17 protein-coding genes are annotated in these 24232 nt (G+C 65.3%); 12 read left to right on the forward strand and 5 right to left on the reverse strand.

Annotation, left to right across the window (positions count from 1 at the left end; genetic code table 11):
* The 3 genes from ACCQ08_RS16495 to ACCQ08_RS16505 all read left to right on the forward strand — a co-directional run bounded on the left by ACCQ08_RS16495 (position 1) and on the right by ACCQ08_RS16505 (position 4113).
* Positions 1-999 (forward strand): ABC transporter ATP-binding protein, encoded by a 999-nt coding sequence (locus ACCQ08_RS16495; RefSeq protein ID WP_312412363.1) that lies wholly within the window; start codon positions 1-3, stop codon positions 997-999.
* Between the two features lie 14 nt (positions 1000-1013).
* On the forward strand, positions 1014-2075 hold the full coding sequence (locus ACCQ08_RS16500) for an ABC transporter ATP-binding protein (RefSeq protein ID WP_373450437.1): 1062 nt from the start codon (positions 1014-1016) through the stop codon (positions 2073-2075).
* Between the two features lie 160 nt (positions 2076-2235).
* On the forward strand, positions 2236-4113 hold the full coding sequence (locus ACCQ08_RS16505; RefSeq protein WP_373450438.1) for a bifunctional UDP-sugar hydrolase/5'-nucleotidase: 1878 nt from the start codon (positions 2236-2238) through the stop codon (positions 4111-4113).
* 95 nt (positions 4114-4208) lie between these two features.
* On the opposite strand, the gene ACCQ08_RS16510 is transcribed toward ACCQ08_RS16505, so the two are convergent.
* Together ACCQ08_RS16510 and zwf are read right to left on the reverse strand one after the other, a co-directional pair.
* A complete protein-coding gene (locus ACCQ08_RS16510; RefSeq protein WP_133857719.1) occupies positions 4209-5054 on the reverse strand; it encodes a MurR/RpiR family transcriptional regulator in 846 nt (281 codons plus the stop codon).
* 43 nt (positions 5055-5097) lie between these two features.
* Positions 5098-6567, reverse strand: coding sequence for a glucose-6-phosphate dehydrogenase (gene zwf, locus ACCQ08_RS16515; RefSeq protein WP_373450406.1), 1470 nt, complete (start codon positions 6565-6567; stop codon positions 5098-5100).
* Between the two features lie 186 nt (positions 6568-6753).
* Between zwf and tal the strand changes: the two genes are divergently transcribed.
* The 8 genes from tal to ACCQ08_RS16555 all read left to right on the forward strand — a co-directional run bounded on the left by tal (position 6754) and on the right by ACCQ08_RS16555 (position 17734).
* Entirely contained in the window at positions 6754-7701 is a 948-nt protein-coding gene (tal, locus tag ACCQ08_RS16520; protein ID WP_373450407.1) for a transaldolase, read from the forward strand.
* A 55-nt stretch (positions 7702-7756) separates the two neighbouring features.
* Positions 7757-9364 carry a glucose-6-phosphate isomerase gene (gene pgi / locus ACCQ08_RS16525; protein ID WP_373450408.1) on the forward strand — a complete coding sequence of 536 codons (1608 nt, stop codon included), beginning with the start codon at positions 7757-7759 and terminating at the stop codon, positions 9362-9364.
* A 276-nt stretch (positions 9365-9640) separates the two neighbouring features.
* Entirely contained in the window at positions 9641-10531 is an 891-nt protein-coding gene (locus ACCQ08_RS16530) for a transporter substrate-binding domain-containing protein (RefSeq protein WP_373450409.1), read from the forward strand.
* Positions 10532-10820: 289 nt separating this feature from the next.
* Positions 10821-12194 carry a VOC family protein gene (locus tag ACCQ08_RS16535; RefSeq protein ID WP_313332661.1) on the forward strand — a complete coding sequence of 458 codons (1374 nt, stop codon included), beginning with the start codon at positions 10821-10823 and terminating at the stop codon, positions 12192-12194.
* 3 nt (positions 12195-12197) lie between these two features.
* A complete protein-coding gene (locus ACCQ08_RS16540; protein WP_373450410.1) occupies positions 12198-13637 on the forward strand; it encodes an FAD-binding oxidoreductase in 1440 nt (479 codons plus the stop codon).
* Between the two features lie 72 nt (positions 13638-13709).
* Positions 13710-14918: a PLP-dependent aminotransferase family protein gene (locus ACCQ08_RS16545; protein ID WP_373450411.1), complete on the forward strand. Its 1209-nt coding sequence runs from the start codon at positions 13710-13712 to the stop codon at positions 14916-14918.
* A 293-nt stretch (positions 14919-15211) separates the two neighbouring features.
* Positions 15212-16183, forward strand: coding sequence for a Bug family tripartite tricarboxylate transporter substrate binding protein (locus tag ACCQ08_RS16550; RefSeq protein WP_373450412.1), 972 nt, complete (start codon positions 15212-15214; stop codon positions 16181-16183).
* A gap of 63 nt (positions 16184-16246) precedes the next feature.
* Positions 16247-17734, forward strand: a complete 1488-nt coding sequence (locus ACCQ08_RS16555) for an amidohydrolase family protein (RefSeq protein WP_373450439.1) — start codon at positions 16247-16249, stop codon at positions 17732-17734.
* A 175-nt stretch (positions 17735-17909) separates the two neighbouring features.
* Here the strand turns inward: ACCQ08_RS16555 and ACCQ08_RS16560 are convergent, their stop codons facing one another.
* The 3 genes from ACCQ08_RS16560 to ACCQ08_RS16570 all read right to left on the reverse strand — a co-directional run bounded on the left by ACCQ08_RS16560 (position 17910) and on the right by ACCQ08_RS16570 (position 22135).
* Positions 17910-20315, reverse strand: a complete 2406-nt coding sequence (locus tag ACCQ08_RS16560) for a TonB-dependent siderophore receptor (RefSeq protein ID WP_373450413.1) — start codon at positions 20313-20315, stop codon at positions 17910-17912.
* A gap of 114 nt (positions 20316-20429) precedes the next feature.
* A complete protein-coding gene (locus tag ACCQ08_RS16565; RefSeq protein ID WP_373450414.1) occupies positions 20430-21536 on the reverse strand; it encodes a FecR domain-containing protein in 1107 nt (368 codons plus the stop codon).
* A 41-nt stretch (positions 21537-21577) separates the two neighbouring features.
* Positions 21578-22135: a sigma-70 family RNA polymerase sigma factor gene (locus ACCQ08_RS16570; RefSeq protein WP_312412400.1), complete on the reverse strand. Its 558-nt coding sequence runs from the start codon at positions 22133-22135 to the stop codon at positions 21578-21580.
* 692 nt (positions 22136-22827) lie between these two features.
* On the opposite strand from ACCQ08_RS16570, the gene ACCQ08_RS16575 reads away from it, so the two are divergent.
* Positions 22828-24189, forward strand: coding sequence for an NAD(P)-dependent oxidoreductase (locus ACCQ08_RS16575; protein WP_373450415.1), 1362 nt, complete (start codon positions 22828-22830; stop codon positions 24187-24189).
* Positions 24190-24232 lie beyond the last annotated feature (43 nt).

A 24232-nucleotide genomic window follows, 5' to 3' on the forward strand; every position in this document is an offset into this window, starting at 1 on the left:
ATGTCATTGTTGGAAGTTAAAAATCTGGTGGTCGAGTTTCCCAATCGCCATGGTGTGCTGCGGGCGCTGGACAACATCTCCTTTTCCATCGCCCCCGGCGAGATCCTGGGCGTGGTCGGCGAATCGGGCGCGGGCAAGTCGCTGACCGGCGCGTCCATCATCGGCCTGCTTGAGCCGCCAGGCCATGTGGCCTCGGGCGAGATCGTGCTCGAAGGCGAGCGCATCGACAATCTGTCTGCCGACAAGATGCGCCACATCCGGGGCCGCCGCATCGGCGCGATCTTCCAGGATCCGCTCACGTCGCTGAACCCGCTCTACACCGTGGGCCGCCAGCTGATTGAGACCATCCAGACCCACCTCCAGCTTTCGGCGGCGGAGGCGCGCCAGCGCGCGATCCAGCTGCTCAAGGACACCGGCATTCCGGCAGCCGAAGAGCGGATTGACCACTTTCCGCACCAGTTCTCCGGCGGCATGCGCCAGCGCGTGGTGATTGCGCTGGCGCTGGCGGCCGAGCCCAAGCTGATCGTCGCCGACGAGCCCACCACCGCGCTGGACGTATCGATCCAGGCGCAGATCATCAGCCTGCTCAAAAACATCTGCCGCACCCGCGGTGCTGCGGTGATGCTGATCACCCATGACATGGGCGTGATCGCAGAGACCTGTGACCGGGTCGCGGTGATGTATGCCGGCCGTGTGGCAGAAATCGGCCCGGTGCATGAGGTGATCAACCACCCGGCGCACCCCTATACCCGGGGCCTGATGGCGTCCATCCCTGATATGGAAGCCGACCGCGAACGCCTCAACCAGATCGACGGCGCCATGCCCCGGCTCAATGCCATTCCCAAGGGCTGCGCATTCAACCCGCGCTGCCCCCAGGTGTTTGACCGCTGCATGGAGCAGCGCCCCGAGCTGATGGCCGCTGGCGCCACCCAGGCCGCCTGCTGGCTGCATGCAGCCGATAACCAGCCCCAAGTGGCTGCCACCGAGGACACGGTATGAGCGAGATGGCAACCATGACGAACAACGATCCAGCGCCGCTGCAGAGTGCACAAGGCCACGCAGGCGCAGGCGACAAGCAGCCGCTGGTGCAGGCCCGCGACCTGGCCAAGACCTTTGATGTGTCCGCACCGTGGCTCAACCGGGTGTTGGAGCGCAAGCCGCGCAGCCTGCTGCGCGCCGTCGATGGCGTGAGCTTTGACATTGAAAAGGGCAAGACCCTGGCCCTGGTGGGCGAGTCCGGCTGCGGCAAGAGCACGGTGGCGCGCCTGCTGGTGGGTTTGTACGGCCCCACGCGTGGCACCTTCACCTTTGATGGCCAGGATGCGCATGCCGCCTTCCGCGACCCGAACGCGCGCGCGATGCGCCGCCGCGTGCAGATGATCTTCCAGGACCCCTATGCCAGCCTGAACCCGCGCTGGTCGGTCGAGCAGATCATCGGCGAGCCGCTCAAGGAGCATGGCCTGATCACCAATACCGAGCAACTCAAGGCCCGTGTGGCCGAGCTGCTGGTGCAGGTGGGCCTGGCGCCGATGGACATGCTCAAGTACCCGCACCAGTTCTCGGGCGGGCAGCGCCAGCGCATCTCCATCGCCCGCGCACTGGCGACCGAGCCGGAGTTTCTGGTCTGCGACGAGCCCACCTCGGCGCTCGACGTCTCGGTGCAGGCCCAGGTGCTCAACATCATGAAGGACCTGCAGAAAAAGCGCGGTCTGACCTATCTGTTCATCTCGCACAACCTGGCCGTGGTGCGCCATGTCAGCGACCAGGTGGGTGTCATGTATTTGGGTAGGCTTGTAGAGCTGGCCGATAAGCAAACCCTGTTTGCCAAGCCGCGCCACCCCTATACGCGCATGCTGCTCGATGCCATCCCGAAGATGCATGACACCGGCAAGGCGCGCACGCCCGTGCAGGGCGAGGTGCCCAATCCGCTGAACCCTCCGACCGGTTGCGCCTTCAACCCGCGCTGCCCGCTGGCCAATGAGCGCTGCCGCAGCGAGCGCCCGCAGCTGATCGATGATGCCGGCGTGAAGGTGGCCTGCCATGCGGTCGAGGAAGGGCGCATTCCGGTGCTGTAAAACACCGGTCTTGCTGTGGGGCACATCCGCTGGCTAAGCCCCTTTGCTATTACAGAAAGTCACACCTACGTCATCTGGCAGACAAACCATAGAGCCCTTTGTTTATACGGAGAGCGCAGAAATGGTTGCATTGTCAGTGCGAGAGGGTGCACGTCAGGTGATGGTATGGGCGGTGTGCGGTGTGACAGCCGCCGTGCTGGTGGCTTGCGGGGGCGGCTCCAGCGACAACGACAGCGAAAAAGACGATGTGCTGACGATCCTGCACATCAACGACCACCACTCCACGTTGGCCAGCAAGACAGCCACCCTGCAATTGCCGGTGGATGGCAAGACCACGGCCGTGACCGTGGACGCCGCAGGTTTCCCGCGCGTGACGGCCGCCATCGACGCGATCGCCGCCCAGTCGACCCATGTGCTGAAACTGCACGCCGGAGATGCGGTGACCGGTACCCTGTACTTCAACCGCGCAGGTGCCGATGGCGAGGCCGACATGGCCATGCTCAACACCGTGTGCTTTGATGCCTACACCCTGGGCAACCACGAATTCGACAAGGGCGATTCGGGCCTCAAGGGCATCCTGGACCGCCTCAAGACGGGCCGATGCGCCACGCCGGTGCTGAGTGCGAACGTGCAGTTTGGCGCCAACTCGGCGCTGAACCCCAGCCGCGCACCGAACGCGGTCTCGCCCTCCACCGTGGTGGAGCGGGGCGGCCAGAAGATCGGTATCGTCGGCCTGACCATTGCGCAAAAGACCAAGGCCTCGTCCAGCCCGGACAAGGACACCTTGTTCGAAGACGAAGCCGTGGCGGCCCAGCGCGAAATCGACAGGCTGCAGGCCCAGGGCGTCAAGCGCATCGTGCTGCTGAGCCACATCGGCTACGACAACGACCGCAGCATCGCCAAAAAGCTGCGTGGTGTGGACGTGATCGTCGGCGGTGACTCGCACACCTTGCTGGGCCCGGACGCGATGAAGACCATCGGCGTGGGCACGCCAGGCGGCGCCTACCCCACCAACACCACCGACCTTGACGGCAAGCCCGTCTGCATCGTGCAGGCCTTGGAGTACTCGCAGGTCGTGGGCGAGCTGAAGGTGAAGTTCGACAAGGACGGCGTGGTCCGCCAGTGCGAAGGCACGCCCCATGTGCTGATCGGCGATGACTTCAAGATCGCCGGCACTGCCGCGACCCAAACCCAGCGCGCGTCCATCATCAGCAGCGTGAATGCCGCCGGCTTCCTGCGCATCACGGCGCCTTCTGCGCAGGCCGCCGCCGTGCTCAAGCCTTTCAGCGACAAGGTCGCCAGCTTCAACGTGACCAAGGTCGCCTATGCACCGCAAGAGCTGTGCTCGCGCCGGGTGCCCGGTGGCGAAGGCAGCTCCGACTACAGCCGCTCCAGCGCGGCCTGCAATGCCGAAGGCAGTGTCAGCCTGCGCGGCGGTGACATCCAGCAGCTGGTGGCCCAGTCCTATCTGGAAGTGGCCAATGCACACTACGGCGGTGCCGACATCTCGCTGCAAAGCGGCGGTGGCGTGCGCATTCCGCTCAATGGTGAAGTGACCGCTGCCAATGCGATCCAGGTGCTGCCGTTTGGCAACATGCTGTTCCGCCTGGATGTCACCGGCACCGAAGTCAAGGGCATGCTCGAAGACGGCCTGGAAGCCGTGTACGGCGCTGGCGGCTCGACCGGTCCTTACCCTTATACCGGTGGCATGCGCTTTGACGTGAATGCCAAGGCCACCTTGGGCAGCCGTGTCTCAGGCATCGAAGTGCGCGACACCACGACCGGCCAATGGGCTGCGCTGGACCCGGGCAAGACCTACCGCCTGTTCGTGCTGAGCTTCAACGCCAACGGCGGTGACGGCTACAAGACCCTGGCCTCGGTGCCTGCGGCGCGCCGCCTCGACATCGGCGTGCTCGATGCCGATGTGTTCTTCAACTACATCGAATCGCAGCCCAAGGACGCCAGCACCGGTTTGCCCGCACTCAAGCGCCTGTCCACCGACCTGTACAGCACCAAGCGCTTTGCCAATGTGCGTTGAATGCTGACGCGGCTGCAAACGCCGCTGCACGCGCCGCATGACAACGGGGCAGCCTTGGCTGCCCCGTTTTTCGTTGCGTCCAGCCGAAAACGCTGTCAGGTATAGCGCTTGGCGTGCAGGTTGTCCTTCATCTGCTGCAGCACAGGCTGCAGTGGCTCGCCAATGCGCAGTGCCACGCTGGTGGCCAGCACATCCAGAATCAGCAGGTGCAGCAGGCGCGAGACCATGGGGCTGTAGCGGTCGTAGCCCTCGGGGTGGTCAGCGGCCAGGTGGATATTGGCCGCACGGGCCAGCGGCGAGCCGCTGGCGGTGATGGCAATCGTCGTGGCGCCATTGCGCTTGGCAATGTCGGTGGCATCCATCAGGTCGCGCGTGCGGCCGGAGTTGGAGATGACGATGGCGCAGTCGCCCGCGCCCAGCATGGTGGCACTCATCACCTGCATATGGCCATCGCTGGTCGCCAGGCTGGTGACACCCAGGCGGAAGAACTTGTGCTGCCCATCCTGCGCGACGATACCGGAGTTGCCCACGCCATAGAACTCGATGCGCTTGCCTGCCTGCCAGGTCGCCACAATGGCGCTGGATGCGGCCTCCAGCGCCGTGGTGCTGGCGGCATTGCGGTAGGCCAGGAAGGCGGCGACCGAGTTGTCAACCACCTTGACCAGCACATCGCTGGTCTTGTCATCAGCATCGACACTGCGGTGGATGAAGGGCACCCCCTCGCTGACGCTGCCGGCCAGCTTGAGCTTGAAATCGGCCAGGCCGTCATAGCCCATGCTGCGGCAAAAGCGCACCACGGTGGGTTTGCTGACATGGGCCAGTTCGGCCAGCTCGCGCACGGGGCGCGAGGCAAAGGCACGCGGATCGGCCAGCACCAGGCGCGCCACGCGCTGCTCGGCCGGTGCCAGCGAGGGAAGGGAGGCGGTGATGCGGTCTAGCATGGCGTTACCTTGAAGCGGGTGAAGCGGTAGTGGGCGGTGGCGGTCAAAACTCTTCCATCCAGCTGTGGCCGTCGCGTGCCACCAGCGCGCTGGCGGCGCCCGGGCCCCAATGGCCGGCCACATAGGGGCGGGGGCCTTCGCCGCGGGCATTGGCCTGTTGCCAGGCCTCCAGAATCGGCTCCACCCATTGCCAGGCGGCCTCTTGCTCGTCGGCGCGCACAAACAGGTTCAGGCGCCCGGCGATCACATCGAGCAGCAGGCGTTCGTAGGCGCCCACGCGCTCGGTGCCAAAGCGCTGGTCAAAGTCCAGGTCCAGCGCGGCGGGCGACAAGGTCTGCACACCACCGGTATCGGCCTGGCTCTGCGCGGCGGCCATCAGCTGCAGGGTCAGCCCATCCTTGGGCTGCAGGTGGATGGTCAGGCGGTTGGCCGCACCCAGCGGCGTGCGGTAGATGGCATGCGGCACCTGGCGGAAATGCACTACGATCGAGGCCTCGCGCCCCGCCAGGCGTTTGCCGGTGCGGATGAAAAACGGCACGCCGGCCCAGCGCCAGTTGCTGATCTCGGTGCGCAGCGCCACAAAGGTTTCGGTCTGGCTATTGGGCGAGACGCCGTCTTCCTGGCGGTAGCCCGGCACCGGCTTGCCGGCAATCTGGCCGGCCGCGTACTGGCCGCGCACCACGTCGCGGCTCACCGTCTCCGGCGTCCAGCGCTTGAGCGATTGCAGCACCTTGAGCTTTTCATTGCGGATCGCATCGGCATCGGCGCTGATGGGCGGCTCCATGCCAATCGCGCACAGCAGCTGCAGCGCATGGTTTTGCACCATGTCGCGCAGCGCGCCGGTGCTTTCGTAGAACTCGCCGCGCTTTTCCACGCCCAGCTGCTCGGCCATCGTGATCTCGATGCTGGCGATGTTCTCGCGCCGCCACAGTGGCTCGAAGATGGCATTGCCAAAGCGCAGCGCCAGCAGGTTCTGTACCGATGGCTTGCCCAGGTAGTGGTCAATGCGGAAGATCTGGGTTTCGGAAAACACCTCGCGCACGGCCGCGTTGATGGCGCGGTTCGAGGGCAGGTCATGGCCCAGCGGCTTTTCCAGCACCACGCGGGTGCGCTCGGTGGCCAGGCCCGCCGCGCCCAGCTGCTCGCAGACCGTGGTGAACAGCGACGGTGCCGTAGCCAGGTACATCACGACGGTGTCGGCATCGCGCGCCTGCAGCAGCTCGCGCAGCGCAGCATAGTCGGCCGGCTGGGACAGGTCCATGCGCAGGTAGTGCAGGTGCTGGGCAAAGCGGGCAAATTCCGCATCGCTGGGCCGCTTGTCGGCTTCGACCTCGGCCAGCCGCTGGGCGATCAGCGCGCGATATTCGTCGTCGCTCATCGCGCCACGGCCTACGCCGATGATGCGCCCGTCGGCAGGCAGGCTGCCATGGCGGAAAGATTGAAACAGCGCGGGCAGCAATTTGCGCCAGGCCAGATCGCCGGTGCCGCCAAATAAAACCAGATCAAAACGCATGAAACTTCCTGAACATCAAGGCAGGGATTAATGTAACTCAGTTTCATGGTGATGGGGGAAGCCGTAGAATGCAGACAGCCTCAAACCGCGCAAAAGTTCGGTTAAGCTTGAGCGCCCCCCGTGTTGGCCGCCGTGCGCAGCAGGGGAGACAAGCACGTCAGACCGGATATTGACCAAGAGCAGACCATGAACCAACTCGATGCACTCAAAGCGCTGACCACGGTGGTGGCAGACACCGGTGACTTTCACCAGCTGGCCCAGTTCCAGCCGCAAGACGCGACGACCAACCCGTCCCTGATCCTCAAGGCCGTGCAGAAGGCCGATTACGCGCCGCTGCTGGCCGAGACCGTGCAAAAGTTCCGCGGCAAGCCGCTGGACGAGGTGATGGACCGCCTGCTGGTGCGCTTTGGCGCCGAGATCCTGTCCATCATTCCGGGCCGTGTGTCCACCGAGGTCGATGCCCGCCTGTCGTTCGACACCGATGCGACGGTGGCCCGTGCCCAGCGCCTCATCGCGCTGTATGAGGCCGAGGGCGTGCACATCGACCGCGTGCTGATCAAGATCGCCTCGACCTGGGAAGGCATCCAGGCCGCCAAGGCGCTGGAGGCGCAGGGCATCCACACCAACCTGACCCTGCTGTTTGCGCAGTGCCAGGCCATTGCCTGCGGCCAGGCCCAGGTGCAGCTGATCTCGCCTTTTGTGGGCCGTATCTATGACTGGTACAAGAAGCAGGCCGGCAGCAACTGGGACGAGGCCGCAATGGCCGGCGCCAACGACCCGGGTGTGAAGTCGGTCAAGGCCATCTTTGACTACTACAAGCATTTCGGCATCCCCACCGAGGTGATGGGCGCGAGCTTCCGCAATATCGGCCAGGTCACTGCGCTGGCCGGCTGCGATCTGCTGACCATCTCGCCCGAGCTGCTGGCCCAGCTGGCCGCGGCCGATGCACCATTGCAGCCCGCGTTGAATGCCGAAGCCGCCAAGGCACTGTCGCTGGAGCGCGTGCAGTACGACGAAGCGGGCTTTCGCTTTGCACTGAACGAAGACGCGATGGCCACCGAAAAGCTGGCCGAAGGCATCCGCGCCTTTGTGGCCGATGCCATCAAGCTCGACAAGTTGTTGCAATCCGCCTGAGCTGGCCGCTGCCGGCGAGGTCTGGCAGCGCTGGTGAGCAATTTACACTGCCCGTATGAACCGAGAATGTGCGACACAGCGCAAGCGCTGCGATGAAACGCCCGCATGGCAAGAACTGCAAAAGTACTACGACGCTGAGGGCCGGGGCCTGGATCTGCGCGCAGCCTTTGCCGGTGACGCAACGCGCCTGGACGCGTTCAGCCAGCAGGCGCCCCATCTGTTTGCCGACCTGTCCAAGAACCTGATCGACCACCCAAGCCAGCAGATCTTGCTGCAGCTGGCCCGCGAATGCGGCCTGGCGCAGGCACGCGATGCGATGTTTGCCGGCGCGCAGGTCAATGGCTCCGAAGGCCGGGCGGCCATGCACTGGCTGCTGCGCCAGCCCGCCGAGGGCCTGGAGGACTGGTTGCCAGATAGCCCCGCTTTCGTGCGCGAGGCCCTGGTGGATGTGCACGACAGCCTGGCCCAGATGCTGGCGCTGGCCGAGCAGGTGCGCGCCAATCCGCAGATCACCGACATCGTCAACATCGGCATTGGCGGCTCCGACCTGGGCCCGGCCATGGTGGTCAATGCGCTGGAGGACTGGCGCATTGCCGGCAAGCGCTTCCACTTTGTGTCGAACGTGGACGGGCATGAGCTGGGCCATGTGCTGGCGCAGACCCGGCCTGAGAGCACCTTGTTCCTGGTCGCGTCCAAGTCGTTCACGACGTTGGAGACCATGGTCAACGCCCATTCGGCGCGCGACTGGTTCATCGCGCAAGGCGGCAGCGAGGACCGCAGCGCCGCGCTGTCGATCTCCAGGCATTTCTGGGCGCTGACCACCAATACCGAGGCGGCTGCAGCCTTTGGCATCGACACCACCCTGGGCTTCTGGGACTGGGTCGGCGGCCGCTACTCGCTGTGGTCGGTGATCGGCCTGCCGATTGCGATTGCGGTGGGGGCCGAGTCCTTCCGGGCAATGCTGCAAGGCGCGCATGACATGGATGTGCACTTCAAGACCGCGCCGCTGGCGCAGAACCTGCCGGTGCGCCTGGGCCTGCTCGACGTCTGGTACCGCAACTTCCACGGCTTTGCGACGCGCTGTGTCGCGCCCTACAGCCATGGCCTGCGCCGGCTGTCGGCCTACCTGCAGCAGCTGGAGATGGAGAGCAACGGCAAGGGCCGGGATGTGCAGAACCAGCCGCTGCCCTATGCCACGTCGCCGGTGGTCTGGGGCGAGCCGGGTACCAATGGCCAGCATGCCTTTTTCCAGATGATCCACCAGGGCCGCGATGTGATCCCGGTGGAGTTCATCGCCGCACGCGAGGGCGGCAAGAACCTCGCCAGCCACCAGAACAACCTGGTCATCAATGCCATTGCGCAGGCGCAGGCGCTGCTGGTGGGCCGCACCGAAGAGCAGGGCCCCAAGTACTGCCCGGGCAACCGGCCCAGCACGTTCTTGCTGATGGACAAGCTCACCCCCACCTCGCTGGGCGCGCTGATCGCGCTGTATGAGCACCGCGTGTTCGTCAGCGGTGCGCTCTGGGGCATCAACAGCTTTGACCAGTGGGGCGTGGAGCTGGGCAAGCAACTGGCCAAGGACCTGTTTGCGCGCCGCGACCAGGGCGACTGGCAGAGCGTGGACCCTTCGACCGTGGCGCTGGTGAGCCGGCTGGCTCCCTGAGGCCGCTCGCCAGGCACTGCCGTCTGCTGCTACCGCAGATACGGCAGTGCAGCACGGTGTTTCCAAAACAGCAACACATGCTTCGGAATCCGCGCTAGGGATTGGCGCGACTCTCTGGAATACTTGGAGGCTGGATGCGCTGGCGCAAAGCCAGTGCATCCAGTTTGCTCTCAAGCGCGCATGCGCAGCGCACCAAGACCAGCGCAACCACAAAGCTGGTGGAGCAGCTTCGGCCCCACGCCTGGCTGCCAATTCATCATTTCCAAGGAGTACACAATGACATTCAGCATCAAGATGCTTGCTGCAGCGGTGGCTTTTGCCGCAGGCGGCGCGGCGTTTGCGCAAAGCACCTTCGACAAGATCAACAGCAGCGGCAAGGTGGTGGTAGGCGTGCGCGAAAGCTCGGCCCCGATGGCTTACGCCATCGGCTCCAACCAGACCTTCGGCGGCTACCACGTCGAGCTGTGCGAGCGCGTGCTCAAGGACATCGCGCCCAAGGCCAAGATCGAATACATGGCGCTGACGGCCCAGAACACGATGCCACTGGTGCAAAACGGCACCGTGGACATCGGCTGCGGCCCCACCACCAACAACCTCAGCCGCCAAAAGCAGGTGGCCTTTGCGGTGACCACCTATGTGAGCCAGGTGCGCGCAGCGGTGCGTGCCGATTCCAACATCACCAGCGTCAAGCAGCTCGATGGCAAGACGGTGGCCGCATCGGCCGGTACCACCGCCGTGCAGCTGCTGCGCAAGTTTGCCAAGGACAACAGCATCAACCTGCCCACCACCCTGGGCAAGGACCACTTCGAGAGCTTCATGCTGCTGGAATCGGGCCGTGCCGATGCCTTTGTGCTGGATGACAACCTGCTGGCCGGCGTGATTGCCAACTCGGCCAATCCGGCGGGCTACAAGATTGTCGGCGAGGCGCTGGGATCGGAGCCGATTGCGCTGCTGTTCCGCAAGGACGACCCCGCCTTCAAGAAGGCCGTGGACGACAGCCTGACCAAGATGATGAAGTCCGGCGAGCTGGCCAAGGTCTATGACAAGTGGTTCATGCAACCGATCCCGCCCAAGGGCCAGGCACTGAACCTGCCGATGAGCGATACGCTGAAGAAGCTGCTGCAAGAGCCTAACGACAAGCCCCTGGAAGCCTACGCGGACCAGTAAGCGACGCGCTTGCACCTTGCATCCACCCAGCCCCGGCTGGGTTTTTTTATGCCTGCAGGCCGCGTACAACGGCCATGCAGGGGCGCAGCCAGCATCGCATCGCGCATCGCAGCCACCGCTTCGGCCATGTTGTGCGTAATTGGAATAATGTGCCGCGCTATTGTCGTTTGACCTGGCACAACGCTCTGCCTAGCATGACGCGCAGTGCTGACCTGGTGCGCCCGCTGTCTGTAGTGGCTGGCACCAGGCCCGTTTCCCCGTTTTATTAGCTATTGATCTGGTACCCACGATGACCCAATTTGTGCACCCCGATGAGGTTCGTTCGCGCTTCTCCCGCGCCATGTCCGATATGTACCGCGACGAAGTGCCGCAATACGGCAACCTGATGGCCCTGGTGGCCCAGGTCAATGGCGAAGTGCTGAAGGCCCAGCCCGCGCTGGCGCAGGCGATGGCGCAGGCCGACGAGCTGGACCGCCTGGATGTGGAGCGCCATGGTGCGATCCGCGTGGGCACCAAGGAGGAGCTGTCCACCCTGCGGCGCCTGTTTGCCGTGATGGGCATGGAAGCCGTGGGCTACTACGACCTGTCGGTGGCCGGCGTGCCGGTGCACTCCACTGCGTTCCGCCCTGTGCTGGGCAGCTCGCTCAACCGCAACCCGTTCCGCGTGTTCACGTCGCTGCTGCGCCTGGATCTGCTGGCCGATGCAGCGTTGCGGCAGGAGGCTGCCGCCATCCTCGCCCGCCGCCAGATCTTTACCGAGCGCGCGCTGGCGCTGATCGCCCAGTGCGAAGCCGCCGGCGGCCTGACCGATGCAGAGGCTGATGAGTTTGTGCGCGAAGCGCTGGAGACCTTCCGCTGGCACAGCGAGGCGACCGTGGACGCTGCCACCTATGACAAGCTGCACAAGGCACACCGCCTGGTGGCCGATGTGGTCTGCTTCAAGGGCCCGCATATCAACCACCTGACGCCGCGCACCCTCGATATCGATGCTGCCCAGCAGCGCATGCCCGCCCATGGCATGGATGCCAAGGATGTGGTCGAAGGCCCACCCCGCCGCGCCTGCCCGATCCTGCTGCGCCAGACCAGCTTCAAGGCGCTGCAGGAGCGCGTGAACTTCCCCGGCAGCGATGACCAGGGCACGCACACCGCCCGTTTTGGCGAGATCGAGCAGCGCGGCGTGGCGCTGACCCGCAAGGGCCGTGCGTTGTACGACAGCCTGCTGGCCAATGTGCGCAGCATGGGCAATGCCGGCAGCGCCAGCGCCAACTACCAGGACCGCCTGGAGTCGTCGTTCGCGGCCTTCCCCGACAGCCATGACGCCATGCGCCAGCAGGGCCTGGCCTTCTACCGCTATGTGCTGCAGCAGCCCGTAGGCGATGCATCGGCTGATATCGAGACCTTGATTGCCGATGGTGTGGTGCGCGCCGAGCCGATCGTGTACGAGGACTTTCTGCCGGTGAGCGCGGCCGGTATCTTCCAGTCCAACCTGGGCGGTGAAGAGCAAAAGCACTATGAAGCCAACCAGGCGCAGCAGGCGTTCGAGGCCGACCTGGGCGCCCAGGTGCATGACGAGATCGCGCTGTACCAGGCGATGCAGGATGCGTCGTTGCAAGCAGTGCGTGAGGCCCTGGCGCAAGCCGCTGTGGCAGAAAGCGTGGCCTGAGCGATGGCCGCCTCTGATCTGGACAACCGCGAGTTGCTGGGCGCGCTGCACGCCATTGTGGGCGAAGCCGGGGTGCTGCAAGGCGCCGACATGGCCGCCTACGAAGAAGGCGCGCGCTACGGCCAGGGCCGTGCGCGCCTGGTGGTGCGCCCTGCCGATGTGGCGCAGGTGCAGGCGGTGGTGCGGCTCTGCGCCGAACGCGGCCTTGCGCTGCTGCCCCAAGGCGCCAACACCGGCATGGTGGGCGCCAGCACGCCGGACATGAGCGGCACCCAGCTGGTGCTGAGCCTGTCGCGCCTGCGCAGCCGCTGCGAGGTGGATGTGGCCAACCGCAGCGTGGTGGTGGACGCTGGCGTGACCCTGCAGGAGCTCAATGACCAGCTCGAACCCCATGGCCTGTGGTTCCCGATCGATCTGGGGGCCAACCCCTCGATCGGCGGCATGGTGGCCACCAACACCGGTGGCACGCGCCTGATCCGCTACGGCGATGTGCGCTCCAACCTGATGGCGCTGCAAGTGGTGCTGATGGACCCGCCCGGCGAGGTGGTGGAGCTGGGCCGCGCGCTGCGCAAGAACAATACCGGGGTGGACTGGAAGCAGTTGTTTGTCGGCGGCTCCGGCGCAGGCGCCATCGTGACGCAGGCCACCATCCAGGTGCATGCCCGCCCGGCGCAACGCGCCACGGCGCTGGTGGTGCCAGCCTCGGACGAGGCGGTGATGGCGCTGCTGCAGGCCTTTGAGCGCGACCTGGGTGACTGGCTGGCCGCGTTCGAAGGCATCTCGGGCAATGCGATGCAGGCGGCCATTGACCATGTGCCCAACCTGCGCAACCCCTTTGCACCGGATGATGCGCCTGCGTTCGCCATCCTGGTCGAGCTGGAAGCGAATGCCTCGCCCAAGTACAGCCAGCTGGATCTGCAAGAAGCACTCAACAGCTTCCTGGAAGACCAGTTTGAGTCGACCATCGTCAACGCGGCCTTGGGCAATGCCACCGAGCTGTGGCACCTGCGCCATAGCATCAGCGAAGGCGCGCGTGCGCTGGGCAAGCCCATTGCGTTTGATGTGTCGGTGCCGCGCTCGCGCATCATGGAGTTCTGCCGCAAAGGACGCGAGCTGGTGGCACGCGACTACCCCTTCCTCACGGTGGTGGACTTTGGCCATATCGCCGACGGCGGTGTGCACTTCAACGTCATCTGGCGCAAGGATGCGCCCGAGCAGTACGACCCGGCCGTGGTGCAGCGCCTGCGCGATGCCATCTACGGCATGGTGGTGCAGGACTTTGGCGGCAGCTACAGCGCCGAGCATGGCGTGGGCCCGCACAACCTGACCTACTACCAGCGCTTTACGCCGCCGCTGCTGCAGCAATGGGCCGATGGCTGGCGCGACCGGCTCGATCCCCGGCACCTGTGCGGCATCGTGGATCTGGGCACTGCTAAAAACTGAGACCCTGGCCATGCCCGCGTTGGCAGGCATGGCCCATAACCACCACCAGAGACAAACCAGCGAGATAAGGCCATGTCCTTTTTTCAATTCACTCCCGCCTTTGCCAACCCCCAGGGCTCGCCCATACGCGAGCTGTTCCCCTACCTGAGCCGGCCGGGCATGATCTCGCTGGCGGGCGGCTACCCCTCGCCCAGCCTGTTCGACCAGGAAGGCCTGGCCGCTGCCGCCGCGCAGGCGATGACCACGGGCGCCACGGCGCTGCAGTATGGAGCCACCGAAGGCTCGCCCGCATTGCGCGAGCAGCTGGCCGCGCAGTGCCAGGCCCGGGGTATCCGCTGCAGCGCTGGCGACGTGCTGGTGACGACCGGCTCACAGCAGGGCTTTGACCTGCTGCTGCGCGTGCTGATCCAGCCCGGTGATGCCGTCTGTGTAGAGACCCCTGCTTATCCCGCAACCATTGCGGCGCTGCGCCAGGCGGGCGCCAAGATCCTGAGTACGCCGGTGGATGGCGATGGCCTGGATGTGGAGGCGCTGGCCACCATGCTGGCGGCGCTGCCGGTGGCTGAGCGCCCCAAGCTGCTCTACACCGTGCCCAACTTCTCCAACCCCTGCGGCACCTTGCTGGTGCAGCAGCGCCGCGAGCGCCTGGTGCAGCTGGCGCTGCAGTATGGCTTTGTCGTCGTTGAAGACGATCCCTATGGCGAGCTGGCCTTCACCGATGCCCGCCCCGCACCGGTCTATGCCGCAGCCCAGCAGCGCGTGGGCGAGGGTGAGAACCCCGTGGTCTACCTGTCGAGCCTGTCCAAGACCGTGGCCCCCGGCCTGCGCGTGGGCTGGATGGTGGCCGACCCGGCCGTGCTGCGCCGCTGCACCGTGGCCAAGCAGACCAATGACCTGTGCACCTCCCCACTGGCGCAAGCCGTGGCCGCCAGCTACCTGCAGTCGGGCCGCTATGGCCAGGCGGTGGCCAAGGCCTGTGCCGAGTACCAGCGCCGCATGCTGGCTCTCACCCAGGGCCTGAAGGCGCGTTTGGGCGAACTGGTGCAGTTTGTGCAGCCCGCTGGCGGCATGTTTGTCTGGATGACCTTTGATGCCCGCATTGATCCGCAAAAGCTGTTTGATGCCGCAGTGGCGGCCCATGTGATCTTTGTGCCGGGCAAGGCCTTCTATGCCGACAATGCGAACCTGCATTCGATGCGGCTGTCGTTTGCGGCGCCCGATGTGGCCCAGATTGAGCAGGCGGTCGATAGGCTGACAGAAGCGTTTCATAAAGCCAGTTAAGCGCTATCCAAGCCATAGCAACCTAGCCCGTCGGTGCACAAGCCGGCGGGCTTTTTTCTTGCTCGGCTGGGTGGGGTACTGCCGCCATTTACGCGGTATTGCCGCTTCTGCCAGTTGTTGCTTGGGTAGGTTGTTGTTATTTGTGGAGATTTTTGCAAACCAGCCGAACACAATGGGTCTGTCCTGAACGCGATGCCGTGCAGGATCTCAGGTTCAACCGGAGAAGCCCGAGGGGCGCGGTCCGTTGGCGCGGCGCTCCCCCTGGGCTGCACTCCGATCTTCTGGAGAAACCCATGGCTGCTGCACCCTTCTCACGTCGCTGGCTGATCGCCGCTGCCGGCTTGCTGGCCTGTTCGGCCCATTCCGCCTACCCGGACAAACCCATCAAGATCATTGTGCCCAGCGTGGCTGGCAGCAGCCCTGATGTGCTGGTGCGCCTGGTCGGCCATGCGCTGGCGCTGCAGCTGGGCAAGCCGGTCGTCATCGAGAACCGGGGTGGGGCGGGCGGCAACATCGGCATGCAAGCCTTGATGGCCGCGGCGCCCGATGGTTATACCCTGGGCTATGGCAACAACGCCACGTTGACGACCAACGAGTTTCTGTTCAGCAAACTGCCCTATGACCCGCGCAGTTTGTTGCCGGTGGGCGGTATAGCGACGACCAGCAGCTTCTTGCTGGTCAACCCCGAGGTACCCGTCCATTCGGTGGAAGAATTGGTCACCTATATCCGCAGCTCGGATGCGCCGGTGCACTATGGATCGGGCGGCATTGGAACCACCAGCCACCTGGGCGCGGAGTTGTTCAAGACCAGGATGGGGCTGTCGTCGGCGGTACACGTTCCCTACAAGGGTTCCCCGCAGGCGCTGAACGATCTGGTCACTGGCAGCTTGCAGTTCTATTTTGAAAACATCGTCACTGCCGCGCCGCAACTGAAAGCGGGCAAGGTGCGCGCCTTGGCCGTGACCAGCGCCCAGCGTTCGCCCCAATACCCGGAGATACCGACCATGCAGGAGGCGGGCGTGCAGGGCTTTGTGATGAACGCCTGGGGTGGTCTGCTGGTGCCGCCCGGTACAGCACGCGATGTGCTGATGCGCCTGAACACGGCCTTGAACCAGGGGCTGCGCTCGCCTGACATCCTGGCGCAACTGGAGAAAATGGCCTATATACCGCTGGCGGGCACGCCTGAGGATTTCAAAGCGCTTGCCGATTCGGAGCGTGTGCATTGGGGAGCCGTCGTGAAAGCCAGTGGGGCCCGGGTCGAATGAGCGCGCGGGCGCATCGCAGCGCATGGACGCAGCGCGTTTATCCATCCTTTTGGGGAGGTCCACCTGGTGAAGACAGAGACCTTTGATGTGCTGATTCAAGGCGGTGAGGTGATCGATGGCACCAGGCGCCCCCGCTACCGCGCCGATGTCGGCATTAGCGCTACCCGGATCGTCGCCTTGGGCGACCTGGCTGGCGCGGTGGCAGACCGCGTGGTCGATGCCAGCGGCAAGATCGTCGCGCCCGGATTTATCGATGCGCACTGGCATGATGACCAGGCGCTGCTGCTGCAGCCGCAGATGCCGTTCAAGCTCTCGCAGGGCGTGACGGCGGTGGTCACCGGTAACTGCGGCATCAGCGCGGCGCCGCTCCATCCCGGCACGCCGGTGCCCGCACCGCTGAATCTGCTCAGCGATGCCGCCACGCGCTTTGCCAGCTTCGGGGCCTATCTGCAAGCGCTGCGCGCCGCACCGCCGGCGGTGCATGTGATTCCGCTGGTGGGGCATACCACCTTGCGGGTCGTGGCGATGGCCGATCTGAGCCGGGCCGCCAACCCGGACGAGATCGCCCAGATGCAGGCCTTGCTGCGCGAAGCCCTGGAGGCCGGGGCCGTCGGGCTGTCTTCCGGTACTTACTACCCCCCGGCAGCAGCGGCCAGCACCCAGGAGCTGTGCCGGGTGGCCCAGCCGCTCGCTCAATACGGTGCGCTGTATGTGAGCCATCTGCGCAACGAGGGAGCGCACAGCCAGGAAGCCATCGACGAGACCTTGCAGATCGGCTTGTTTGCGCGGTCAGCAGTGCTCATCTCCCACCACAAGCTGCAAGGTCCGGCGAACTGGGGGAGGTCGGTACAAACCTTGCCGCAGATCGCCGCAGCGATGCAGCACCAATGTGTGTCACTCGACTGCTATCCCTACCATGCCAGCTCCACCATCCTGCACCTGGGAGAGGAGCGCCTGGCGGGCAAAATCGTCATTGCCGACAGCAAGTCCCATCCGGAGCTGCAGGGCCAGGAGCTGGGCGAGATTGCCCGGCGCTGGCAGGTCTCGCGCGCCGAGGCCTCAGCGCGTCTGCAGCCGGCCAGCGCCATCTATTTCAATATGGAGGAAAGCGATGTGCGGCGCATCCTGGCCTTTGGCCCGACGATGATTGGTTCTGATGGCGTCCCCTCCAACGAACGCCCGCATCCGCGCCTTTGGGGCACCTTTCCCCGCGTGCTGGGCCACTACAGCCGTGAGCTTGGTCTGTTCCCGCTGGAGACCGCTGTCTGGAAAATGACCGGTCTCACCGCCCAGGTCTTCGGCATCGACAGGCGTGGCGTTCTGGCCGAAGGCCACTATGCCGATCTGTGCATATTTGACCCGCAGACCGTGCGCGATACTGCCACCTTTGACGACCCCCAGCAGCCCGCTACGGGCATCGACTGCGTCATCGTCAATGGAGAAATGGCCTACGCGCAGGGGGCGTACCTGGGTAGCCGGACCGGTACGGTGCTGCGGCGCACGGTACCTGCCACCAGCAGCCCGGGATGGCAGGTGCCACCTGAACCATGAGGCAGTGGGCAGCCGGTGCCGCGTTCATCGAATTTACCGTCAGCCACCACCGCAAGCCGTGGTGCACCAGTGAAGCGCGTCCGCATCCCAAGTCAGGATGCGGGCTCTTCTGCAGCCAAAAACGCGTCGGTGCTGCCGCTGGTCCATCCGCCCAGGCCTGCGCCATGGCCAGCCATCAGAAGTCGTAGCGCATCCCCACATTCACGCTGCGCGGTGCGCCCCAGGTGTAGTACAAGCCAATGGCGCTGAAATTGTTCACGCCGGCTTTGTAGTGCTTGTCCAATGCATTGTTGATGTTCAGGCTGAAGGACAGCTGCTTGTCGACCTGGTAGCGGGCCATCAGGTCCAGCAGCGCGTAGCTGCCTTGCGCCAGGGTGGCGGCGCTGTTGCTCACCGAGGTCTTGTCCTGCCAGCGGGTCGAGGCGCCGACGGTCAGACCGCGCAGGGCGCCTCCGTCAAAGCGGTAGGTGCTGCCCAGCTTGAACTGGTACTCGGGGTACTGGCTGGTGTTGCTCAGCGAGCTGTTCTGCCGCACCAGGCTGCCTTGGGCCTGCCAGCCCCTTGCCAACTCGCCCGACAGCTCCAGCTCCCAGCCGTGGCGGGTGGCAGAGGCGACGGAGCGGTAGGCGGTATCGCCGCCAGGGGTGAGGCCGCCCGTCTCCTCGGCGGTGTTCTTGGTCTTGATCCAGTAGTGGCTGATGCTGGCGTTCAGGCGCTTGTCCAAGAACTCGCCCTTGATGCCGATTTCATAGGTGTTGCCTTCTTCGGGCTTGAGGGTGCGGCCCTGCTCATCCTGCGAGGTTTGCGGCTGGAAGATGCTGGCGTAGCTGGCGTAGGCGGACATGTTGGGGTGGAAGTCATAGACCAGACCGGCGTAGGGCGTGTAGACCGCGCTCTCGTTCATGTCGTAGTTCCACCAGTAGGGGGTGGTGTCGCGCTCTTCGAACTTGGTCACGCGCAAGCCGGCAATCAGCTGCAGCGGATCGCTGAGTTGAAAGCGGCCTGCCGCATAGGCATAGCGCTGCTTTTGGCTGAAGCGGTTATCGCCATAGATCCAGCTGCTGGTGTCGGGCTCGGGCAGGTAGGCGCCGCCCTGGTCGTAGCTGGTGCCCAGGCCAGCGAGCGGTAGCAGGGCCTGCGCGTTCAGCGGCAGTTTGACGCTGCTCTGGAAGCGCGAGATACCGATGCCGGCGAGCAGCTCATGCTCGCGTCCCAGCAGGCTGAAAGGGCCCTTGATGTCCAGGTTCACGGTCCAGTTGTTGTTGCGCATGTCGGTCCAGCGGCCGTAGTTGACCCGGTCCTGGTCGTAGAGGTAGCCGGCAAACATGTCGTCCATGCGCACCTGCTGGTGCGAGAACTTGAGGCTGCTCGTCCAGCCATTGCCCATGCGCTGCTCCAGGCTGCCGAAGAGGGTGGTCGCGTTCTGGTCATAGCCGCCCCATGGCGCGCCGGTGTTGAACGAACGCGGCCGGTCGGGCGTTTGGACACCCGCACGGGTATAGCCCTGGATGGGTTGGGTGGTGCCGATGCCATTGGCCGCACGCTGGCGGTAGGTGAAGCCGACATTCAGCAAGGTGTCCGGGCTCAGATCGGCCTCCAGCGTGCCGAACAGCATCTTGCCTCTGCTGTCTTCATGGTCGCGAAAGCTGCCGGCATCGGTGGCCGATGCCACCAGGCGGCCGCGCAGGGTGCCCGCTTCATTGAGCGGCCCGCCAATATCGGCCTGTGCGCGGTAGCTGTCCCAGCTGCCGGCGCTGGCCTGTACGCTGGCCTGGAAGCTCCGGGTGGGGCGCTTGCGAACCATGTTGACGGTGGCGCCGTACTCACCCTTGCCTACCACCAGGCCCGACGAGCCCTTGAGCACATCGATGTGGTCGATCTCGGCCATGTCGTCGAGCGAGAACAAGGTGCTGGTCAGGTAGTACCAGCCGCTGCGCACCTGGCTCATGCCATCGGTCTGCAGATTGACCGAGGTGCCACGCGCCTGGAAATCGGTGGCATTGCCTTGGCGGTAGGTGCCGATGCCCGGGGTCTGTTCCATCACATCGGTCAAGGTGTCGAGCTTGAAGTCATCCATGCGCTGGCGCGTCATCACGCTGACGGATTGCGGGGTTTCGCGCAGGCTCAGGTTCAAGCCGGTGGCCGTGGCGCTGGGGCCGCGCTGCGTATAGCTGCCGGTGCCTTCGGTGGCGCCGTCGCGCTGGGCACCCGCTGTCACGGTGACGGTGGCCAGGGTCGCACCTTCCTCGCCCACCGATGCGGCCTTGATGACCACGGCCTGGCCCTCCACCGTGGCCACCAGGCCGGTGCCGGCCAGCAGGCGGTCCAGCGCCTGGTTGGGTGTCAACGTGCCGACGATGGCGGGGGCCTGCTTGCCGGCGACCAGGGATTGCTGGGCTATCAGCTGGATGCGCGTTTGCCGCGCCCAGTCATTGAGCGCCTCGGCCAGCGGCTGGGCCTGGATGCGGAAGGCCAGCGGCGCCGCCGGCAGTGCGGCGCTTTGCGCATGGGCGGCCACCGAGCCCAGAGCCAGGGCAATGGCCAATGCCAGTGGAGCGGGACGCAAAAGGGGGTACGACATGGAGGTCCTCAAGTAGTCAATGCAAATGATTCCTACTGAGGTAGACGCACGGGATGCGAGAAATACGGTAGTGGCAGCGAAAATTTATTAAAAAATGTCTGCAGCGTGGCGAGCTCAACGCAGCGCGCCTATTTCCAGTCCGCCCGCCACGGGCTGAAGCCGCACCGGCAGTGCATGGGGCAGCAGCTTGCGCAGGGTCGGTGTGTCGCTGGGGTCAAAGGTGCCGCTCAGGCGCAGCGCGGCCACCGCCGGATCGTTGATCGTGAGGCCGGTGCTGCCATAGCGCTCAAACTCCGCCAGTGCCTGCGCGAGCGGCGTGTTGACAAAGCTGATGCGGTGCTCGCGCCAGGCGGCAATGCCTTCGGCGGCGACGGGTTGCAGCGAGCCCAGGCGGCCCTGGCCGTCAGCGTTGATCTGCTGACCAGCGCCCAGGGTCTGGGCGCCGGCGATCTGTGCGAGCGCGGGGCCGGGCGCGCCATCGCGGCGTACCACGCGGACCTGGCCTTCTTCCACCGCCACGCGCACGCCGTCGCTGCCGGCCAGCCCCGGCGTGTAGCGTACCGAGAACCGCGTGCCCACCACGGTGATGCCGACCGGGCCGCTCAGCACATGGAAGGGGCGCTGCGCACTGGCCTGCACGCTGAACACCGCCTGGCCCTCGTGCAGCAGCACTTCGCGGCGGTCACGGTAATAGACGACCTCCAGCCGGGTGGCGGCGTCCAGGCGCAGCTGGCTGCCATCGGGCAGCTGCACTTCCAGCTGCTGGCCGCGCTGCGAGGCATAGGCCTGCCGGAACACAGGTTGTGCCTTCCAATGCTGCCAGGCCAGCAGGCCTGTGCCGCTGGTCACGACGACCGCAGCGGCCATCCCCAGCGAGGGCAGCAGCCAGCGGCGGCGCAGGCCTGTGATGGCTCCCGCAGGCGCTGCAGGTGCGGTGGCCGCGCGCGGCGGCGTCTGTTGGGCAGCGCTCAGCTGCGCCTTGTCATGCGCCAGGTTGCGGCGCAACTGGGCGATGGCGTCGGCGGGCATGGCATCGATGGCGCTCCAGTGCTGCTCCCACTGTGCATAGGCGCTGCTGTGCGTGGCGTCGGCCTGCAGCCACTGCTGGAAGGCCTGCTCGTCCGCCGCGCCCCAGCCCGCGCGCTGGCGCCGGACAAACCAGTCCAGCACCTGCTGGCGCAGGCCGGCGGTGTCGTCTGGTGGCAGGGGCGGTGCGTTCATCTCGTGGTCAATGCTGGATTCTGGGGGACAGTCTGGACCGCTCATGGCAGCGCGCGTTTGCTGCGGGGCCGCCGATGCGTGGCAGGCGGTGCCACACCATCGAGCCGGTCCTGGCAACGCCAGCAGGCCTGCATCGCGATCTGCAACTGCATCTCGACGGTGCGCGGGGAGATGCCCATCTGCTCTGCGATCTGGGCATAGCTCAGGCCGTCGAATTTGTAGAGCATAAAGGCTTCGCGGCAGCGCGGAGGCAATTGGTCGATGGTCGCAACCAGCGCCGCCAGGCCTTCGCGGGAGGCCAGGATGGTCTCGGGCTCCAGACTGCGCGGGCCCGGCAGGTGCTCCAGTGCGGGTTCATCGCCTGCCGATGGGGGTGCCGTCTCCAGCTCCGCCCGAATGCTGCTGCGCCGGTGCTGGTCGATCACCAGATTGCGCGCGGTGCGGTAGAGCAGCGCGCGGGGGTCTTGCACGGCCTGCCCGGTCTGCTGGGCCGCCAGCACGCGGGCATAGCTCTCCTGGGCCAGATCGGCTGCCGTATCACGGTCATGCACGGATCGGGACAGAAAGTTCAGCAGTTCGCGGTAGTAGCGCTCAAACACCAGGTAGCCAAAAAGAGAGAGGGGGTCTTCGCAACCGGTGGAGGCTGTCGTTGCATTGGGGAACGCAAGCCTGCTACACACGCAAATGGGAATTGTTATCATTATCGCTGATTGTGCGGCCACAGTGGGCAATGCCGTTGATGGGTCCATGCTGTGGCCCGCCGTCCTGGGCCAGGCATTGAATGCCATCGCGCCTGCAATCAGCGTCGGCGCGCGCGAACCGCGGCCTGGCCGATGCCAGCCCAGCAGGCGTGGCTTTCTGGCGCGTGACCGCTGGCGCGAAATCTCCTCACGCCTCCACCGCATGCGGCCTGCGACGCCAGCGAGGGCGGTTTCCTCCATCCCTTTGGATGGCCCGGAAACCGCATCTCCGACGCGTGCCGGGTCGCCGTCTCGCACAGGGTTATGCCTATCCACTGATTGTCATAGCCTAGTGTTTTTACCAGTGCGTAAAATTTTATTCGGGCATTTAATAGTTCATAAGCGCTGCGAACACAGTGGCGCAGGACAGATAAAACACCCACGATGAGGGCCTGATGAACCCTCCCTGGTTGGTGCAGCTTTGGCGGTGAATGGGTTGCGCAGCAATGCCATTTGCCGGACCCGTAGTAGATGCAGTGGCGCGGTCGCAGGCGGCATGGTGATGGAGCCGCCCGCACTCGCGCTGGTAACCCAGTCGAGGAGGATGAGCCATGAATGGACCCACGGGATGCGGTGTGCGCGCAGCACGGCTTGGCGCGGACCAATACGCTGAAAATTTCTCGGATGCGCATCCGCCGCTGACATGGGCGCAGGCATCGATCGAAGCCGAGCGCTGTTATTACTGCTACGACGCGCCCTGCGCGACGGCCTGCCCGACCAGCATCGATGTCCCCAGCTTCATTGCCCGCATTGCGCAGGACAACATCCGGGGCGCGGCCAAGACCATTCTCGAATCGAACCCGCTGGGCGGCATGTGTGCCAGGGTGTGCCCGACCGAGGTGCTCTGCGAGCAGGCCTGCGTGCGCAACACCAACGAGGACAAGCCGGTGGAAATCGGCGCGCTGCAGCGCTATGCCACCGACCGCTTCATGGCCGCAGGCGGCGCGCCGCTGTTCAAGCGCGCCGAGCCGACGGGCAAGAAAGTGGCGGTTGTCGGTGCAGGCCCGGCCGGGCTGGCCTGTGCCCATCTGCTGGCCTTGCAGGGCCATGATGTCAGCCTGCTCGATGCCAAACCCAAACTGGGCGGTCTGAACGAGTACGGCCTGGCCAGCTACAAGACCACCGACGATTTTGCGCAGAAGGAAATCGACTGGCTGCTGTCGGTGGGTGGCATTGCCCCGCGCAACAACCAGCGCCTGGGCCGCGACTTCACCATCGACAGCCTGCTGGCCAGCCATGATGCGGTGTTTCTGGGCCTGGGCCTGGCCGGAGTCAATGACCTGGGCATTGCCGAGCCCAGCGCGCAGGGCCTGCGCAATGCGGTCGATTTCATCGCCGATATCCGCCAGGCTTCGGACAAATCCACGGTACCGGTCGGCCGGCGCGTGGTCGTGATCGGCGGCGGCATGACGGCCGTCGATGCTGCCGTGCAGGCGCGCTTGCTGGGCGCTGAAGAGGTCAGTATCGTGTACCGGCGTGGGCAGGATGCGATGTCGGCTTCCACGGTGGAGCAGCAATGGGCGCAGACCCATGGTGTGACGATCCGGCTGTGGGCGGCGCCGCAGGAGGTGCTGGTGGAGAACGGGTCGGTCACCGGCATCCGCCTGGCCAGCACCCAGCAGGTGGATGGCAAGCTGCAGACCACCGGCGAGACCACGGTGCTGGCGGCCGACATGGTGCTCAAGGCCATCGGTCAGAGCTACATCGCCGAGCCAGCCGGTGCGCGCATTGCCCTGAAGGCGGGGCGGATCGCCACAGACGAAGACGGCCAGACCAGCCTGGAGCGGGTGTGGGCGGGCGGTGACTGCCGCTGGGGCGGGCGTGACCTGACGGTGGAAGCCGTGGAGCACGGCAAACGCGCCGCAGCCGCGATGCACCGCATGTTGATGCGCGAAGTGGGCATCAGCGCCTGACGGCGCAGCCCCAGCCTTCCATCCACCGAACCAAGGAATCGCC

Source organism: Comamonas sp. SY3 (assembly GCF_041730275.1).
Classification (GTDB): Bacteria; Pseudomonadota; Gammaproteobacteria; order Burkholderiales; family Burkholderiaceae_C; genus Comamonas; species Comamonas sediminis.

Excerpts from the sequence above, each read along its gene's own strand:
- ACCQ08_RS16495 (WP_312412363.1), top strand. The coding sequence starts at position 1 with ATGTCATTGTTGGAAGTTAAAAATCTGGTGGTCGAGTTTCCCAATCGC.
- ACCQ08_RS16500 (WP_373450437.1), top strand. The coding sequence starts at position 1,014 with ATGACGAACAACGATCCAGCGCCGCTGCAGAGTGCACAAGGCCACGCA.
- ACCQ08_RS16505 (WP_373450438.1), top strand. The coding sequence starts at position 2,236 with ATGGTATGGGCGGTGTGCGGTGTGACAGCCGCCGTGCTGGTGGCTTGC.
- ACCQ08_RS16510 (WP_133857719.1), bottom strand. The coding sequence starts at position 5,054 with ATGCTAGACCGCATCACCGCCTCCCTTCCCTCGCTGGCACCGGCCGAG.
- zwf (WP_373450406.1), bottom strand. The coding sequence starts at position 6,567 with ATGCGTTTTGATCTGGTTTTATTTGGCGGCACCGGCGATCTGGCCTGG.
- tal (WP_373450407.1), top strand. The coding sequence starts at position 6,754 with ATGAACCAACTCGATGCACTCAAAGCGCTGACCACGGTGGTGGCAGAC.
- pgi (WP_373450408.1), top strand. The coding sequence starts at position 7,757 with ATGAACCGAGAATGTGCGACACAGCGCAAGCGCTGCGATGAAACGCCC.
- ACCQ08_RS16530 (WP_373450409.1), top strand. The coding sequence starts at position 9,641 with ATGACATTCAGCATCAAGATGCTTGCTGCAGCGGTGGCTTTTGCCGCA.
- ACCQ08_RS16535 (WP_313332661.1), top strand. The coding sequence starts at position 10,821 with ATGACCCAATTTGTGCACCCCGATGAGGTTCGTTCGCGCTTCTCCCGC.
- ACCQ08_RS16540 (WP_373450410.1), top strand. The coding sequence starts at position 12,198 with ATGGCCGCCTCTGATCTGGACAACCGCGAGTTGCTGGGCGCGCTGCAC.
- ACCQ08_RS16545 (WP_373450411.1), top strand. The coding sequence starts at position 13,710 with ATGTCCTTTTTTCAATTCACTCCCGCCTTTGCCAACCCCCAGGGCTCG.
- ACCQ08_RS16550 (WP_373450412.1), top strand. The coding sequence starts at position 15,212 with ATGGCTGCTGCACCCTTCTCACGTCGCTGGCTGATCGCCGCTGCCGGC.
- ACCQ08_RS16560 (WP_373450413.1), bottom strand. The coding sequence starts at position 20,315 with ATGTCGTACCCCCTTTTGCGTCCCGCTCCACTGGCATTGGCCATTGCC.
- ACCQ08_RS16565 (WP_373450414.1), bottom strand. The coding sequence starts at position 21,536 with ATGAACGCACCGCCCCTGCCACCAGACGACACCGCCGGCCTGCGCCAG.
- ACCQ08_RS16575 (WP_373450415.1), top strand. The coding sequence starts at position 22,828 with ATGAATGGACCCACGGGATGCGGTGTGCGCGCAGCACGGCTTGGCGCG.